This is a genomic window from Stutzerimonas stutzeri KOS6 (assembly GCF_000307775.2).
GTDB classification, from domain to species: Bacteria; Pseudomonadota; Gammaproteobacteria; order Pseudomonadales; family Pseudomonadaceae; genus Stutzerimonas; species Stutzerimonas stutzeri_B.
This window is the reverse complement of sequence record NZ_KK020676.1, coordinates 2207277-2224041: the sequence shown is the minus strand read 5'-3', so window position 1 is coordinate 2224041 and position 16765 is coordinate 2207277. Positions and strand designations below refer to the sequence as shown.

Annotated in this window: 17 protein-coding genes; 10 read left to right on the top strand and 7 right to left on the bottom strand. The window is 62.5% G+C overall.

Annotated elements, in window-relative coordinates:
• Positions 1-27 precede the first annotated feature (27 nt).
• The 6 genes from B597_RS47935 to pqqA (B597_RS47990) form a co-directional block, all read right to left on the bottom strand.
• On the bottom strand, positions 28-975 hold the full coding sequence (locus tag B597_RS47935; RefSeq protein ID WP_003296410.1) for a beta/alpha barrel domain-containing protein: 948 nt from the start codon (positions 973-975) through the stop codon (positions 28-30).
• Complete coding sequence (gene serC, locus B597_RS38235; RefSeq protein WP_003296409.1) at positions 962-2062, bottom strand: 3-phosphoserine/phosphohydroxythreonine transaminase; 1101 nt, start codon at positions 2060-2062, stop codon at positions 962-964. Before serC ends, B597_RS47935 begins: the two co-directional genes overlap by 14 nt.
• Positions 2043-2546, bottom strand: a complete 504-nt coding sequence (locus tag B597_RS38230; protein ID WP_003296408.1) for a urate hydroxylase PuuD — start codon at positions 2544-2546, stop codon at positions 2043-2045. Before B597_RS38230 ends, serC begins: the two co-directional genes overlap by 20 nt.
• Positions 2547-2633: 87 nt before the next feature.
• Positions 2634-3779 carry a pyrroloquinoline quinone biosynthesis protein PqqE gene (gene pqqE / locus B597_RS38225; protein ID WP_003296407.1) on the bottom strand — a complete coding sequence of 382 codons (1146 nt, stop codon included), beginning with the start codon at positions 3777-3779 and terminating at the stop codon, positions 2634-2636.
• On the bottom strand, positions 3748-4044 hold the full coding sequence (gene pqqD / locus B597_RS38220) for a pyrroloquinoline quinone biosynthesis peptide chaperone PqqD (RefSeq protein ID WP_003296406.1): 297 nt from the start codon (positions 4042-4044) through the stop codon (positions 3748-3750). The genes pqqE (B597_RS38225) and pqqD (B597_RS38220) overlap by 32 nt, the downstream gene beginning before the upstream one ends.
• A gap of 57 nt (positions 4045-4101) precedes the next feature.
• Complete coding sequence (gene pqqA, locus B597_RS47990) at positions 4102-4176, bottom strand: pyrroloquinoline quinone precursor peptide PqqA (protein ID WP_003296405.1); 75 nt, start codon at positions 4174-4176, stop codon at positions 4102-4104.
• Positions 4177-4586: 410 nt separating this feature from the next.
• On the opposite strand from pqqA (B597_RS47990), the gene B597_RS38215 reads away from it, so the two are divergent.
• From B597_RS38215 to B597_RS38175, 10 genes are all read left to right on the top strand, one after another.
• Positions 4587-6107 carry an acetaldehyde dehydrogenase ExaC gene (locus tag B597_RS38215; RefSeq protein WP_003296404.1) on the top strand — a complete coding sequence of 507 codons (1521 nt, stop codon included), beginning with the start codon at positions 4587-4589 and terminating at the stop codon, positions 6105-6107.
• 242 nt (positions 6108-6349) lie between these two features.
• Positions 6350-7468 (top strand): oxidoreductase, encoded by a 1119-nt coding sequence (locus tag B597_RS38210; protein WP_003296403.1) that lies wholly within the window; start codon positions 6350-6352, stop codon positions 7466-7468.
• A 178-nt stretch (positions 7469-7646) separates the two neighbouring features.
• Positions 7647-7718 (top strand): pyrroloquinoline quinone precursor peptide PqqA, encoded by a 72-nt coding sequence (pqqA, locus tag B597_RS46520; protein ID WP_003253598.1) that lies wholly within the window; start codon positions 7647-7649, stop codon positions 7716-7718.
• 47 nt (positions 7719-7765) lie between these two features.
• Positions 7766-8677, top strand: a complete 912-nt coding sequence (pqqB, locus tag B597_RS38205; protein ID WP_003296402.1) for a pyrroloquinoline quinone biosynthesis protein PqqB — start codon at positions 7766-7768, stop codon at positions 8675-8677.
• Between the two features lie 77 nt (positions 8678-8754).
• Positions 8755-9507: a pyrroloquinoline-quinone synthase PqqC gene (pqqC, locus tag B597_RS38200; RefSeq protein ID WP_003296401.1), complete on the top strand. Its 753-nt coding sequence runs from the start codon at positions 8755-8757 to the stop codon at positions 9505-9507.
• A 98-nt stretch (positions 9508-9605) separates the two neighbouring features.
• Positions 9606-9884, top strand: a complete 279-nt coding sequence (gene pqqD, locus B597_RS38195; RefSeq protein WP_003296400.1) for a pyrroloquinoline quinone biosynthesis peptide chaperone PqqD — start codon at positions 9606-9608, stop codon at positions 9882-9884.
• Positions 9856-11010, top strand: a complete 1155-nt coding sequence (pqqE, locus tag B597_RS38190; RefSeq protein ID WP_003296399.1) for a pyrroloquinoline quinone biosynthesis protein PqqE — start codon at positions 9856-9858, stop codon at positions 11008-11010. The genes pqqD (B597_RS38195) and pqqE (B597_RS38190) overlap by 29 nt, the downstream gene beginning before the upstream one ends.
• Entirely contained in the window at positions 11007-12932 is a 1926-nt protein-coding gene (locus B597_RS38185; RefSeq protein WP_024162210.1) for a S9 family peptidase, read from the top strand. The genes pqqE (B597_RS38190) and B597_RS38185 overlap by 4 nt, the downstream gene beginning before the upstream one ends.
• Before the next feature lie 108 nt (positions 12933-13040).
• The gene (ercA, locus tag B597_RS38180) at positions 13041-14204 is read left to right on the top strand and encodes an alcohol dehydrogenase-like regulatory protein ErcA (protein WP_003296396.1); all 1164 of its coding nucleotides are present in this window, start codon (positions 13041-13043) and stop codon (positions 14202-14204) included.
• Complete coding sequence (locus B597_RS38175) at positions 14188-15888, top strand: hybrid sensor histidine kinase/response regulator (protein WP_003296395.1); 1701 nt, start codon at positions 14188-14190, stop codon at positions 15886-15888. The genes ercA and B597_RS38175 overlap by 17 nt, the downstream gene beginning before the upstream one ends.
• Positions 15889-15925: 37 nt before the next feature.
• On the opposite strand, the gene B597_RS38170 is transcribed toward B597_RS38175, so the two are convergent.
• Positions 15926-16642, bottom strand: coding sequence for a hypothetical protein (locus B597_RS38170; RefSeq protein WP_003296394.1), 717 nt, complete (start codon positions 16640-16642; stop codon positions 15926-15928).
• Between the last annotated feature and the right edge of the window lie 123 nt (positions 16643-16765).

The window sequence follows — 16765 nt, the reverse complement described above, 5'->3', positions numbered from 1 at the left end:
TTGCCGCCGGCAGACGCGCATGGGCCTTCAAGCGCATGCGTTCTGGTAATGGCATGGAGCACCAAGCGCCCCGACCGGTTCGGGGCGTTTTCTTTTCAGATCGGGACCGGCTGTAGCAGTCGCGCTGCCAGCCATGGGCCCTGGCGTCCAAGCGCTGCATGGACCTGAACCAGCCGGGCACCAGCGTCCATGCGCATCCGCAGATGGGTGGCGGTCTGGATGCCGCCTACCGACATGAGGGTCAGCTCGGTCCCGCACAGTCCCGCACAGTCCTTGCAGTTGCTCGATCTGGTCACAGGCCTGCCGTTGCCGGTGCTCTTGCTGCCAGTCCCGGTAGCGCTGGCGTGTCGCCGGAGGGCCAGGGTCGTGTGCCGCGAGAAGTCCGTCATAGCCCAGTTCCAGCAGCATGTCGGCCTGCATGAGGGGCGCCTGCCCCGGCAGGCAGCGCAGCTTGACCGCCAACGGAACGCTGCGGGCGCCGGCTCGGTTCAACTGGTGCTGTTCGTGTCGAAGCGCGACGAGCATCTGCCGCAATAGTGCATGCTCCTGCAGCAGCGGCCTGCTGGCTGGCCCCATCAGGTTCAACATCAGATAGTCCGCGTGAGGCCAGGCATCGCGCAGCACCTTGCAAGCTTGTGCGGGCGATTGCCGGGAATCCAGCGTGAGATTGATGCCGAGCCTTGCAGTACCGTCATTGGCAGATTTCAACGCTGCAACGCCCTCTGCGCCAAGACTGCCTACCTCGTTGAAGCCGAAGCCCAGTACGGAGACCCGTCGTCCCAGTCGGTTGTCGCGATCGAAGCCTGCGGCAAGCCCGACGGGCGAGCAAAACTGCAATCCCATAGCCGTAACCGGTCGGCCGATTCGTACGCCCGGCCCAGCCATGCGGCAGGCCATGCTGGAGACATGCAGCGCCAGTTGCTGCGTGAGGTGGTTGCGCAGGGCGCGAAGATGGAATCGGTCAGCCGTGATCATGTTCGAACTCTTTCATGAACTCCACCAGCCGGGCCACGCCCAATGCCGGCATGGCGTTGTAGAGACTGGCTCGGGCGCCGCCTACGGCGCTGTGGCCCTGCAGGTTTGCAAGTCCGGCATTTGCTGCCTGGGCGATGAACCGCTCGAGCAGTCGGTCATCAGCGAGTTGAAAACACACGTTGATCATCGAGCGGTGGGCATGAGTTTGCCGGCACAGGTAGAGGCCGCTCGAGTCGATATAACGATAAAGTTGCCGGCTGCGGGCATCAGCCATCTCGGCCATCGCTGGCAGCCCGCCACGTCTTGCTATCCAGCGCAGCATCAGCCCGGCGACATAGAGTGCGAAGGTCGGCGGTGTATTGAATCGACTCTGCTGTTTGGCTTGCACTGCGTAACTGAACGCAGCGGGCAGTCCGCGTGGAGGTGCGCGCAGGAGGTCGTCGCGTACGATCACCACGCACAGCCCGGCGACGCCGAGGTTCTTCTGCGTACTGGCATAGATCAGCCCGAAGCGCTCGACAGGAAGCGGTCGGGTAAGGAAATCTGAGGTCATGTCCGCCACCAGCGGTACAGGCAGTTCCGGAAAGTCCGGAAGTTGCAGGCCGTTGCCCGTTTCGTTGCTGGTGATGTGGCAATAGCCGGCGTCTGGATCGAGGCACCAGTATTCGGATGAGGGCAGGGCGGTGAAATCCTGCTCTGCACCACTGGCGATGACGTTCACGGGTGCATGACGGCGTGCTTCGGCAATCGCCTTGCGCGCCCAGTGGCCGCTTTCCAGATAGTCGGCGCTCTGCCCGGGTTGCAGCAGGTTGAGCGGCAGCAGGCCGAATTGGGCTGAGGCACCGCCGTGCAGGAACAGCACGCGATAGTGCCGAGGAATCGCCAGTAGCGAACGCAGCTCTTGTTCTGTCTCGGCCATCAGTTGCTTGAAAGCGGGGCTGGTGAACGGCTCTTCCAGAAGGGAGTGGCCAGTGTCTCGCCAGTCGGGTAGCTCCTCGCGAATCTGTTCCAGCACTTCGGCTGGCAACATCGCGGGGCCGGCCGCGAAATTGTAACGTTCGGGTTGCTCAAAAGAGATGAAGGCCATGACCGCTTGCCGCCATCAGGAACAGCAGAGGAAAAGAGAGAATCGTGTTGCTGCGCGAGGATAGGAAGGTAATTCTTGAGCAGCGCACCCGTTCCTCCAATGTCGCCGGGACGAATCCGAGCAGTTTCTTCTGATGCGGCCAGAGCACCAGCCAGAGGTTGAGCAGCATCAGCGTGCCGATCCAGGCACCAAGGCCAATCACCGCCAGCGGGCCCTGCAGCAGTAGGGCATCGAGCAGCCAACCGCGTTGCCAGAGCATGGACATGCCGGACACCCAGACCACTACGGATGCGTAGCGGAAGATGCCGTGCTCACGCTTCATCCGTGCTTCCAGATCGCGGTTCAGCGCGGCGGTGTCGATGCCGTTCTGCAGCGGCACGAAGCGCGTATTTTGTATGAAGTTGGCATAGTTGTGGCCGACCCAGACCAGTGCGAACAACAGGTGCGCGTAGCGGGCGAGTACATCGAGCAGGGACAGTGACATCGGAGCGCCTTCTAGACCAGAACGCACAGCAGCAGGTAGCAGCCAAACGTCAGCGTGAGGCCGGCGCCGATGGTGCCGGCAAGGGAGTCATGGGGCAGTTTCAATTTCCACCCCTTGGCTGGCCTGTCTTGTGATCAGCGCGCCACTGGGACGCGTGGCATCCTGCGCCAGTTCGACGGCCTGGCGAATCAACTGATGATGCGGTGATTTGCTGCACGCCGGATCGCTGTTGGCGCCGTTGCCGGTCAGCAGCAGGGCCTGGCAGCGGCAGCCGCCAAAATCTTTATCCTTCTCGTCGCAACTGCGACAGGGCTCGGGCATCCAGGCATCGCCGCGGTAGAGGTTGAATACCGGTGAGTCATGCCAGATCTGCTCAAGCCGTTGCTGGCGTACGTTGGGGAAGTTGAGATCCTGGAAGTTGCTTGCCTGGGAGCAAGGCAGCACGTTGCCGTTCGGCGCGATGGTCACATGAATGGCGCCCCAGCCGTTCATGCAGGCCTTCGGGCGGCCTTCGTAATAGTCGGGGATGACGAAGAAAATCGTCAGACGATCGCCGTAGCGTTCACGGGCGTCGTGCACCTCGGCCTCGGCGCGCTGCAGTTCGGCGTGGCTCGGCATCAGGTGCTCGCGGTTGAGCAACGCCCAGTTGTAGTACTGGACATTCGCCAGCTCGAGGTATTCCACCCCGAGTGCCACGGCAAATTCGATGATGTCCGGTACCTGGCCGATGTTCTGCCGAGTGATCGGCACGTTCAGCACCATGGGGAAGTCCATGGATTTGATCAGCCGCGCCATGCCGAGCTTGCGCTCCCAGGCATCGACACCGGCCAGTTGGCGCGCCACGCCGCGATCGGTGGATTGAAAGCCGAGCTGGACGTGTCGCAACCCGGCATGCTTCAGCGCGCGCAAGCGCGCTTCGGTCAGGCCGATACCCGAGGTAATGAGGTTGGTGTAGTAACCTATGCGGTCGGCTTCAGCGACCAGCGTCTCGAGGTCCTTGCGCAGCGTGGGCTCGCCTCCGGAAAAGCCGATCTGCATGGCGCCCATGGCGCGGGCCTGAGCCATCACGTCAATCCATTCCGCGGTACTCAGCTCATCCTGGCGGTAGTCGGCGAAGTCGCGCGGATTGCTGCAGAACACGCACTGCAGCGGGCATTGGTAGGTCAGCTCCAGCAGCACCCAAACCGGGTTGCCGCTGCCATCAAGCCTTAGCTCGGATCCAGCCTTTGCCATGGGATACCTCCAGGAAGTTCAGCACGCCTGCGCAGATCGCGTCGATATCGGATGCGTGGTAGTGATGGCTCAACTGCTCGATCAGCTCGGCAACACTGGTAGTGCCGTCACAACGCTTCAGTATTTCGCCCCCGGTGGCGTTCAGCTTCACGATACCTTCGGGGTAGAGCAGCACGTGGGCCTGCTGTGATTCTTCCCAGCGGAACAGGAAGGGTGGACGAATCTCGTAGCAGCTGGCCGGTGATATGTTCGTCGTTGTCGTCATATCCATTTTTCCTCGCTCGACCGGCGCGAAGGTCTGACCTTCGCGCCGGCCCGGGACTCAGCGCACGTATACGTACGCGGTGACTTCGAAGCCCAGTCGCAGGTCGCAGAAGTCCGGATTGATCCACTGCATGGCGTATCTCCTCAATCGGTTAGCTAGGGTGAACATGATGTTGCAGGTCGAAGCTAAGGCGCTTTTTAGTGGTACCTAATAGGACTTTCAGGTCGCTTTTTTCCGCTTTTGGTCGTATTTTCTCGATGTTGGAAAAGCTTTTGCTATGCGTCAGGACGCCCTTGTGCATGGTCAATTTTGAGTTGCCGGAAACGCCCTAACCTGTGTGCTTTTTTTTGCGCCGGATCGAGCATCTGACGTACCCGTCAAACAGCCTTCACGCCTGCCCTTGCGCCTTGGCATCTACTACCAAATGAGGAGTCCTCCGCTGCCATGGGTGCATACCGGAGCCAAGACCGCGCTGCCTAAGATCGGTCCATGTCCTGCGCACTTCCCGGCGCAGGCTCCGACAAGCAGAAGAGAGGCCCATCATGATCTACGCCCAGCCCGGTACCCCAGGCGCCGTCGTTTCCTTCAAGCCACGCTACGGCAACTACATCGGTGGTGAATTCGTTCCGCCGGTCAAAGGTGAGTATTTCGTCAACACTTCGCCGGTGAACGGTGAAGTGATCGCCGAGTTCCCGCGTTCGGGCGCTGAAGACGTCGAGCGCGCACTGGATGCCGCCCACGCGGCTGCCGATGCCTGGGGTCGCACTTCTGTCCAGGACCGCTCCAACATCCTGCTGAAGATCGCCGATCGCATCGAAGCCAACCTGGAAAAGCTCGCCGTCGCTGAAACCTGGGACAACGGCAAGGCTGTGCGTGAAACGCTGAACGCGGACGTGCCACTGGCTGCCGACCACTTCCGCTACTTCGCTGGCTGCATCCGTGCCCAGGAAGGCAGCGCCGCCGAGATCAACGAGCACACCGCGGCCTATCACTTCCATGAACCGCTGGGCGTTGTAGGACAGATCATCCCGTGGAACTTCCCGCTGCTGATGGCAGCCTGGAAACTGGCTCCGGCCCTGGCTGCCGGTAACTGCATCGTGCTCAAGCCCGCCGAGCAGACTCCGCTGTCGATCATGGTGTTCGTCGAAGTGATCGGTGATCTGCTGCCGCCGGGCGTGCTGAACATCGTGCAGGGCTTCGGCAAGGAAGCTGGCCAGGCGCTGGCCACCAGCACCCGCATCGCCAAGATCGCCTTCACCGGTTCCACTCCGGTCGGTGCCCACATCATGCGTTGCGCGGCCGAGAACATCATTCCGAGCACGGTCGAACTGGGCGGCAAGAGCCCGAACATATTCTTCGAAGACATCATGAATGCCGAGCCTGCGTTCATCGAGAAGGCCGCCGAAGGTCTGGTACTGGCCTTCTTCAACCAGGGCGAGGTCTGCACCTGCCCGTCGCGCGCGTTGATTCAGGAGTCGATCTTCGAACCCTTCATGGAAGTGGTGATGAAGAAGATCAAGGCGATCAAACGCGGCAATCCGCTGGATACCGACACCATGGTCGGCGCCCAGGCCTCCGAGCAGCAGTTCGACAAGATCCTCTCCTACATGGAGATCGCCCAGCAGGAAGGCGCGCAGATTCTCACCGGCGGCGCCGCCGAGAAGCTTGAGGGCGGCCTGGCCTCCGGTTATTACGTGCAGCCGACCCTGATCAAGGGTCATAACAAGATGCGCGTGTTCCAGGAAGAGATCTTCGGACCCGTGGTCGGTGTCGCGACCTTCAAGGACGAAGCTGAAGCCCTGGCGATTGCCAACGACACCGAGTTCGGCCTGGGCGCCGGCGTCTGGACCCGCGATATCAATCGTGCCTATCGCATGGGTCGTGGCATCAAGGCCGGTCGCGTCTGGACCAACTGCTATCACCTGTACCCGGCGCATGCCGCCTTCGGTGGCTACAAGAAGTCCGGCGTCGGCCGCGAGACCCACAAGATGATGCTCGACCACTATCAGCAGACCAAGAACCTGTTGGTCAGCTACGACATCAACCCGCTCGGCTTCTTCTGATGAGGGCCCCGGCGCGTGTGCTCCAGCGCGCCGGTTTTTTGCTAGGCACGTCATGTGCAGGGACCCGCGCCGCTTCTGTATGAATCCCCTTTCGAACCGAGCGCAAGGTTCCTATCGCAACGCGGCTTCGGCCGCGTTTTTTTATACCCGAGGGAAACCAGCCATCGCGAGCATCGAACTCCCGGCCGCCGACACGTCTCACATCTGCATCGCCCACATGTCGGAAGGATGAGGAAATCACCATGTCGCAACTGCTTGAGCCCTATTCGTTGAAGCACCTGAGCCTGCGCAATCGTGCGGTCGTCGCGCCCATGACCCGCGTCAGCGCCGAAGCAGAGGGCACCGCCAACGAGTTGATGCGTGACTACTACGCGTCGTTCGCCAGGGGCGGTTTCGGCCTGATCATCAGTGAGGGCGTCTATACCGATACCGCTTACAGCCAGGGCTACTTCAATCAGCCCGGACTTGCCACCGAGGCGCACCGCGACAGCTGGCGGCTGGTGGTCCAAACCGTGCACGATGCCGGTGCGGCCTTCATCGCTCAACTCATGCATGGCGGTGCGCAGGCCCAGGGCAACATCCACCATGCGCGGCATGTCGCCCCTTCAGCCGTGCAGCCCAGCGGCTCCCAACTGACGCTCTATGGCGGCGAAGGTCCCTACGCGACCCCGGCGCAAATGAGCGAAGAGGAAATTCAACAGGCCATCACCGGATTTGCCCTGGCGGCGCGTCATGCCCGCGAGGCGGGCTTCGACGGCGTCGAGCTCCATGCTGCCAATGGCTATCTGTTGCACGAGTTCATCAGTGCCGAGTTCAACCAGCGCGACGATCGTTGGGGCGGCGATTTCCTCGAGCGCTTGCGCATGCCACTGGCTGTGATCAGCGCAGTGCGGGCCGAGGTGGGCAGCGACTTCGTGGTGGGCATGCGACTGTCCCAGAGTATGGTGTGCGACGGCCGAATGAAATGGCAGGGCGGGGTGGACGAAGCCCGGCAGCGTTTCACCACTTTGGCTGCGGCCGGCCTCGACTACCTCCACGTCACCGAGCCCGACGCTGCGGCCCCGGCGTTCGGCGACGGGCCGAGCTTCGCTGCGATCGCCAGCGGCAGCGTCTCGATCCCGCTGATCGGCAACGGTGGTATCGTGACCGGCGAGCAGGCGGAGGGCATGCTCGCCCGTGGCGAGATGGATCTTATCGCCATCGGCAAGGCAGCACTGGCCAACAACGACTGGCCGCAGCGTATCCAACGGGGCCTGGCGTTGAACGAGTTCGATGGCGCCATGTTCGCTCCCATGGCGACGATCACCAATGAGCTGGCTTGGCGCAACGCCAATGATCGGCCCGCACAGCGTCCGGGTTGACACCCGGGCATGAGCAGGCGTTAGCTGGCACCTGAGACGCCAATTCAATGCAGCCGCCTGTCGGGCACTACCAAGGCACGGCGCTGTCTCCTTCCAAAGTACCATTCTGCTTCAGGCAGAACAGGGGGCTTAATTGGGGTGTCGGAATACTCCGGCGCCATAACAAGAGGACCGACCCATGTGGACTAAACCCGCTTTCACCGACCTGCGTATTGGTTTCGAAGTCACCATGTACTTCGCAAACCGTTGATCGATCAGCCCCGGCTTCGGCCGGGGCTTCGCTTTTGGGGGCTGTCCATGTTCATCCGAATTCTCGGTTCCGCTGCGGGCGGAGGTTTTCCGCAATGGAACTGCAACTGCGCCAACTGTGCAGGCTTGCGTGCCGGCACGCTCAATGCCCGGGCGCGTACCCAGTCTTCGATCGCCATCAGCGACAACGGCGTCGACTGGATCCTGTGCAATGCTTCGCCGGACATCCGTGCGCAGCTCGAATCGTTTCCGACCCTGCAGCCTGCCCGGGCGCCGCGCGATACCGCCATCGGTGCCATCGTCCTGCTGGACAGCCAGATCGACCATACCACCGGCCTGCTGACGTTGCGCGAGGGCTGTCCGCACGAAGTCTGGTGTACCGAAATGGTCCACCAGGATCTGACCAGTGGCTTTCCGCTGTTCAATATGCTGGAGCACTGGAACGGCGGGCTGAAATGGAACCCCATCGCCCTGGCCGGCAGTTTCACCATTCCCTGCTGCCCGAACCTGCATATCACGCCGGTTCCTTTGCGCAGCTCGGCACCGCCCTATTCGCCGCACCGCAACGATCCGCATCCGGGTGACAACATCGGGCTGCTCATCGAAGACCGCAACACCGGCGGAACGCTGTTCTATGCGCCGGGGCTGGGCAAGGTCAGCGACGAACTGCTCGCCACCATGCGCCAGGCCGATTGCCTGCTGGTCGACGGAACGCTGTGGCGCGACGACGAGATGTTGGTGCGCGAGGTGGGCACCAAGCTCGGCAGCGAGATGGGGCACCTGCAGCAGCGTGGCCCGGGCGGCATGATCGAAGTGCTGGATGGCATGCCTGCCGTGCGCAAGGTTCTCATCCACATCAACAACACCAACCCGATCCTCGACGAGGATTCCGTCGAGCGCGAGATACTCGGCGAGCACGGGATCGAAGTCGCCTTCGATGGCATGGACATCGAGCTGTAGCTCTGAACGAGGGCTCCAGGCTGCCACCCACGCCGCTTCACGAACACCGGAACGACAAGAAAAGGAACGACACTGCCATGATCCTGCCAGCCATGAGCTCTGCGGAATTCGAACAGGCACTACGCGCCAAGGGCGAGTACTACCATATCCATCACCCGTTCCATCGGGCCATGTACGCCGGGCAGGCGACGCGTGAACAGATCCAGGGCTGGGTCGCCAACCGTTTCTATTACCAGGTCTGCATTCCGGTGAAGGATGCCGCGATCATGGCCAACTGCCCGGACCGTGACACGCGTCGCGAGTGGATTCAGCGAATCATCGATCACGACGGTGCACCGGGCGAGGAGGGCGGTATCGAAGCCTGGTTGCGGCTGGCCGAAGCCGTCGGGCTGGATCGCGAGCAGGTGCTGTCGCAGGAGCTGGTCCTGCCTGGCGTGCGTTTCGCCGTGGATGCCTACGTCAACTTCGCCCGGCGTGCCTGCTGGCAGGAAGCGGCCAGCAGTTCCCTGACCGAACTCTTCGCTCCGACCATCCACCAATCGCGTCTGGACAGCTGGCCGCAGCACTACCCATGGATTGATGCGTCGGGCTACGACTATTTCCGCAAGCGCCTGAAAGAGGCCCGTCGTGACGTCGAACATGGTCTGCGTATCACCCTGGATCACTACCGCACCCGCGAATCCCAGGAGCGCATGCTGGAAATCCTGCAGTTCAAGCTCGACGTACTCTGGAGCATGCTCGACGCGATGAGCATGGCCTACGAGCTGGATCGTCCGCCATACCATACCGTGACCCGCGAGCGCGTCTGGCACAAGGGAATCAGCTTCTGACCAGGGCCGGACGGTGGCTCCGCGCCCAGCAGGGTGGGCTTCAGCCCACCACCTCCAGGACCTGATTGACGCCGGCCCGCCCATTGACGAGAAAAGACATGAGCGAAATCCAATTGACCCAGGTTCCGGCGTTTCGCCGCGGCTTCCGCTTTCAATGGGAACCGGCGCAGAACTGCCATGTGTTGCTCTATCCCGAAGGCATGATCAAACTCAACGAGAGCGCTGCGGCGGTTCTTACCGAGGTTGATGGCGTGCGCAGCGTAGGCGCCATCGTCGCCGATCTGCAGGCCCGCTATCCCGAGGCTGAAGGGATTCAAGAAGATATTGTCGCGTTCCTGGAGGTTGCCGTTGAACGGTTCTGGATCGAGCTACGCTAAGCCCGGCTACGAGCCCGGCCCTCCGCTCTGGCTGCTGGCTGAGCTGACCTATCGCTGCCCGCTGCAATGCCCGTATTGCTCCAACCCGCTGGACTTCGCCCGCAGCCACGACGAGCTGAGCACCGCCGAATGGATCGAGGTGTTCCGCCAGGCACGCGAGATGGGCGCGGCACAGCTGGGCTTCTCCGGTGGCGAACCGCTGGTGCGCCAGGACCTGGCCGAGCTGATCGAGGCTGCACGCGGACTCGGCTACTACACCAACCTGATCACTTCGGGCATCGGCCTGACCGAAGAGAAAATCGCCAGCTTCGCCGAGGCCGGCCTGGACCATATCCAGATCAGCTTCCAGGCCGCCGACGAAGAAGTGAACAACCTGCTCGCCGGCTCGAAGAAGGCCTTTGCCCACAAGTTGGAAATGGCCCGGGCGGTGAAGAAACACGGCTACCCGATGGTGCTCAACTTCGTCACCCATCGGCACAACATCGACAACATCGACCAGATCATTCGTCTGTGCATCGAGCTCGAAGCCGATTTCGTCGAACTCGCCACCTGCCAGTTCTACGGCTGGGCCGAACTGAACCGCGCCGGATTGCTGCCGAGCAAGGAGCAGCTGGTACGTGCCGAGCGCATCACCAACGAGTGGCGCGACAAGCTCGCCGCCGAAAACCATCCGTGCAAGCTGATCTTCGTGACGCCCGATTATTACGAAGAACGGCCGAAGGCCTGCATGAACGGCTGGGGCAACCTGTTTCTCGACATCACCCCGGACGGCACCGCGCTGCCTTGCCACAGTGCAAGGCAATTGCCCGTGGAATTCCCTAACGTACGTGAGCACAGCATCGAGCACATCTGGCGGCACTCGTTCGGTTTCAATAAGTTCCGTGGCTACGACTGGATGCCCGAACCCTGCCGCAGCTGCGACGAGAAGGAGCATGATTTTGGTGGCTGTCGCTGCCAGGCCTTCATGCTCACCGGTGATGCCGCCAATGCCGACCCCGTGTGCAGCAAGTCCGAGCATCACGGCAAGATCCTTGCGGCCCGTGATCAGGCTGACTACGGCGCATTGGGGCTCGATCAGCTAAAGCCGCGCAACGAGAAGGCCTCCAGGCTGATTCTCAAGGCATGAAGTCGCACAGCAGCCACGATTCAACGACTGCCAACCCAGCCGCCGAGTGTCTGCCTTACGGCTTCTGGCCCAGCAGCTGGAGTGCCGAGGCAGCTGCGGCAGCCAGCCAGGACTATGCCGAGCTGCGCGCTGGGCAGGGCGGGCTGTTCTGGAACGAGTACGATCCCGCCCACGGGCGCTGCACGCTGTGGTTCTGGCGGGCCGGAAGCACGCGTTGCCTGACCCCGGTGGACTTCTCGGTGCGCAGCCGCGTCTACGAGTATGGCGGCGGTGCGTTCTGCCTGACCGAGCAGGGCCTCGCCTTCGTCAACGAAGCGGACCAGCAGATCTACCTGCAGGCGCTCGGCGAAGATGTAGCGTCGCAACCCGTAGTGCTGAGCCGGCAGCCAGCTTGCAGGTATGGTGACCTGCAGCATGACCGCTACACCAATGCAATCGTGGCGCTGGAGGAGTCCCACCAGGCGGGTGGCGTGGTCCATCGCCTGGTGAGCACGGCCATTGCAAACGGCGAGCGTCGGGTTCTGGTCGAGGGGGCCGATTTTTATTCGTCTCCTGTCCTCAGTCCGGATGGCGGGCGGCTGGCCTGGATCGAATGGGACCGTCCCGAGCAGCCCTGGACTTCGACGCGCCTGTGCCTCGCCGAACGCATGCCCGACGGGCATTGGGGCAACAGGCAGTGCCTGGCTGGCGCTGCGGGTGGTGAGTCCCTGCAACAGCCACGCTTCGCCGCTGATGGACGCCTGTTCTGTCTTGGTGACCGCCAGGGGTACTGGCAACCCTGGGTCGAGGCGGGCGGACAGCTGGTGACTCCTTCCAGCCATGCGCAAACCACGGATTTCGACTGCGCCCCGGCACCCTGGCAGCTCGGCACCAGCAGTTACCTGCCGCTGGCCGATGGCGGTCTGTTGCTGACACACATGCTCAGCGGCTATGGCTTGTTGTTCGAGCATGCAGCCGACGGCCGCCAGCGTCAGCTGGCGACCAGCTTCAGCCGCTGCCGTCAGCTGGCTGCGGACGCGACCTATGTGTTCTGCATCGCCGGTTCGCCGGAGCGCACGCCAGCTGTCCTGGCCATCGAGCGGGCCAGCGGTGCCGTGCAGATTCTGGCGGGCGGGGTGGCGCCGCTGGCGGCCACGCAGCTGTCGCGCCCACAGGCTTTGCAATTTGCCACCGGGCACGGGGAAGTCGCGCATGCCTTCTTCTACCTCCCGGCCAATGCAAACTGCCGCGGCGAGGCCGAGTCTCTGCCGCCGCTGGTGGTCTTCGTCCATGGCGGGCCGACGTCTGCGAGCTACCCGGTGTTCGATCCGCGCATCCAGTTCTGGACCCAGCGTGGTTTCGCCGTGGTGGATGTCAATTACCGCGGCAGCAGTGGTTTCGGGCGTGCTTATCGGCAGCGCCTGCACCAACAGTGGGGCGTTGTCGATGTAGAAGACGCCTGTCAGGCCGCACGGGCACTGGTGGAGCGGGGCGTGGTCGATCCGCAGCGGCTGTTCGTCCGCGGCTCCAGTGCCGGTGGCTTCACCGCACTCAGCGCATTGGCGGCTACCGATCTGTTCCGCGGCGGCGCCAGCCTGTACGGCGTCAGCGACCCGCTGGCCCTGCGCCGGGTGACACACAAGTTCGAGGGTGACTACCTGGATTGGCTGATCGGCGATCCGCAGCAAGTGCCGGAACGCTTTCTTGAGCGGGCGCCCTTGCACAACGCCGGGCGTATAGCTGCGCCGGTGATCTTCCTGCAGGGGGGGCAGGACGCCGTGGTGCTGCCCGAACAGACCGAGTCGATGCTGGCGGCGTTGAGTAGCCGTGGAATCCAGGTGGAATATCGCCTGTATCCCGAGGAGCGCCATGGTTTGCGCCAAGCACGCAATCTCGCGGACGCCCTGGAGCGCGAATGGCGTTTCTACCAGCAGTTGCTCTGACGCTTTGCGCTAGATGGGCGGCTCGGCCAGCCATTAGGCGCATTGCTTTACCTAACCAATGCAGTAGGCTTGTGCCCGTTGTTACAAAAAATAAAAAAGGCCGCATTGATGAGCCCGAATATCAGCCTTCAGCGCAAGTTCGTATCCCCTGAAATCATCTTTGGCGCTGGCTGCCGCCACAGCGTCGGTAACTGTGCCGCCAATTTCGGCGCGCGGAAGGTGCTTGTCGTTTCCGACCCCGGCGTGGTCAAGGCCGGCTGGGTTGGCGATGTGCAGGCAAGCCTCGACCGACAGAACATCGCACACTGCCTGTTTACGGATGTATCGCCCAATCCGCGCTGCGAAGAGGTAATGCTGGGCGCGGAGCTTTATCGCAGCGAAGGCTGTAACGTGATCGTCGCGGTCGGCGGCGGCAGCCCGATGGACTGCGCCAAAGGCATCGGTATCGTCGCCGCCCACGGACGTCATATCTACGAGTTCGAGGGCGTGGACACGCTCCGAGTGCCGAGCCCGCCGCTGATCCTGATTCCCACCACCGCGGGCACTTCGGCGGATGTCTCGCAGTTCGTGATCATCTCCAACCAGGAAGAACGGATGAAGTTTTCCATCGTCAGCAAGGCAGCCGTGCCGGATGTTTCGCTGATCGATCCGGAAACCACGCTCAGCATGGACCCGTTCCTTTCAGCCTGTACCGGTATCGACGCGCTGGTGCATGCCATCGAGGCGTTCGTTTCCACCGGCCACGGCCCGCTGACCGATCCGCATGCGCTGGAAGCCATGCGCTTGATCAACGGCAACCTGGTGCAGATGATCGCCAACCCGGCGGATATCGTCCTGCGCGAACAGATCATGCTCGGCAGCATGCAGGCCGGACTGGCCTTCTCCAACGCGATTCTCGGCGCCGTGCATGCCATGTCGCATAGCCTTGGCGGCTACCTCGACTTGCCGCATGGCGTCTGCAACGCGGTATTGATCGAGCATGTGGTGGCGTTCAACTACGACGCCGCGCCGGAGCGTTATCGGATGGTCGCCGAAACACTCGGGATCGATGCGCGCGGGCTCAGTCACCGTCAGGTTCGCGAGCGGCTGGTGCAGCATCTGATCGATCTCAAACAGCGAATCGGCTTCCGGGAAACCCTCAGTCTGCACGGCGTGAACCTTTCCGATATCCCGTTCCTGTCGCAGCATGCGATGCAAGATCCCTGCATTCTCACCAATCCACGCTCGTCGACGCAGCGGGACGTCGAGGTCGTTTATGCCGAAGCCCTCTGATGACCAGCATCAGGCCCTGACACAACTGCTCGGCTTCGGCAGCCATTCGGCGCGCAAAAGCCATTACCCCGAGCTGCTGGCGCGCCTGGAAGAGCTGGAAAGCGAGCGCAACCGCTACAAATGGCTGTTCGAGCATGCGGTACATGGCATCTTTCAGGCGAGTCTGCACGAAGGCATTCGGGCAGCGAACCCGGCGCTGGCGCGCATGCTGGGCTACGACAGCCCTGACGAGGCGCTATGGGTACTGACCGATCTGTCTCATCACCTGTTCATCGGTGGCGAGGACGAACTGTTGCGGATTCGCCAGATCTTGAGCCGGCAACACGGCCTGTTCGGCTACGAGACGCTTCTGCGACGCAAGGATGGAAGTGCCATCCATGTGGTGATGAACCTCTTGCTCAAGCCGGACGAGGAAGGCCTGGTGGAAGGGTTCGTGGCCGATGTGACCGAACGCAAGCTGGCGCAGCTGCGCCTGCTGCAACTCAATGAGGAGCTTGAGCAGCGCGTGGCCGAGCGCACCTGCGAACTGCGTGAAGCTCGTGATGCAGCAGAGGCGGCCAACCTGAGCAAGGATAAATACCTTGCCGCCGCCAGCCATGATCTTCTCCAGCCGCTCAATGCGGCTCGCCTGCTGGTTTCGACATTGCGCGAGCGCAGCCTGCCAGCGAGCGAGCAGCATCTGGTCGAGCGTGCCCATCAGGCGTTGGAGGGCGCCGAGGATCTGCTCACCGATCTGCTCGACATCTCGAAGCTCGATCAGAGCGCGATCAAGCCGGATATAGATGTCTATCCACTGGATGACATCCTGCTGCCGCTGGTTTCCGAGTTTCAGCCAGTAGCGGCCGCCGCAGGGCTCGAGCTGAAGCACTACATTCCCCGTTATGCCATCAAGAGCGATTTCCGCCTGCTGACACGGATTCTGCGCAATTTCCTCAGCAATGCCTGTCGCTATACCGATCACGGCAGCGTGCTGATCGGGGCGCGGCGGCGCGCCGGGACCCTGCGGATCGAAGTCTGGGACAGCGGCCGCGGTATCCCGCAGGAGGACCTGCACTCGATCTTCCTCGAGTTCAACCAGCTTGGGACCGGCAAGTCCGCGAAGAGCAGCGGGGTAGGGCTGGGCCTGGCCATCGTCGAGCGCATCGCCAAGATGCTGGACTACCGCGTGCTGGTGCGCTCCAGGCCTGGATGCGGCTCGGTTTTCAGTATCGACGTGCCTTTGGCCGAGGCAGTGCCTCGCGAGCGGATCAGTGCACCGGTGATCGCTCCGCAACTGGGCGACCCGCTGCCTGGGCGGCGGCTGCTGGTGATCGACAACGAGGAAAGCATTCTGCACAGCATGGCCGCGCTACTCGGGCAATGGGGCTGCACGGTAGTGACGGCCACCGACGAGCAGAGCGCATTGGCGGCACTGAACGGGGTTGCGCCGGACGCGATCCTTGCCGATTACCACCTCGACCAGGGTATTACCGGTTGGGAGGTCGTACTGGCGGTGCGCGAGCACTTCGCTGATACGCTGCCGGTGGTGATGATTACCGCCGACCGCAGCGACCAGTGTCGCCAGCAGTTGCAGGGCTGCGGCGTGCCGGTGCTGAACAAGCCGGTCAAGCCCGGCAAGATGCGTTCGGTACTCAGCCATCTGCTGGCTGGCAACGGCAGCACCGGCGGCGCCGAAGCGGGCTGATAGATCTGGGTCGACTGCGCTATGCCACCGGGATTGCTCAGGCCAGCAGCAACAGAAAGGAGTAGCCAAGCGCCCCCAGCAGGAACGCGCCGAAGCGGCTGTTTCGCTCGGAGGGCAGTTCCTCCTTGAGCACATTGAGAATGACCGCTCCTGCGATGAATGCCGTGACGGCGGATACGCCAAGATCGGACAGCTCGGCGATCGTTCCAAAGCCCCAGCCCACCAGCGTTGCAGTCGCCAGTATCCAGCGCCCGCGTCGGGCGAACAGCTGTTGATGGTCGTGCTGAAGTGCGACATCGTTGCCCATGAAGTGCAGGCTCATGGCCACGGTGTACCAGATCAGTTCGAGCGCTCGCCCGGGGTCACGGTTCGCCAGAACATAGCCGATCAGCGCGTTGTATCCGGCGAACGCCGCGATGTGCAGCCAGAACACGCTGGCATGCGAGGGCGCTTCGTCGGGGTGTTCGCTGCGGTGCGACTTGATCAGCCGTTCGAGTCCGTAGAAGCAGGCCAGGCCGATCAAGGCCAGCAGATAAGCGTGATGTTCCAGGTAGCGCAATGGGTGTAGTCCGCTGTCCTCCATCACCTGCTGTCCGCGTGCCAGTTCCGGAAGCAGATGCACGAACACATAGGCAACGGCGACGCCGCCGGCTGCTGACAACCAACGACTGCGCGGCAACCTGTGCAACTCGTGTAGCTTGCCGGCCAGCAGGTGTGTCGCCGTCAGCACCAGTGCGGCGATCAACGTGAGCATGGCTTACCCCAGATATAGCCCTTTGGTGTATGACTTTGACCGTCCATCCGTGTTCATCATGCAGTTCGTCGGCTGTAGCGCGAGTCTCATGATCTCGGTCAGTTACCTATGCCGGGATCGGCC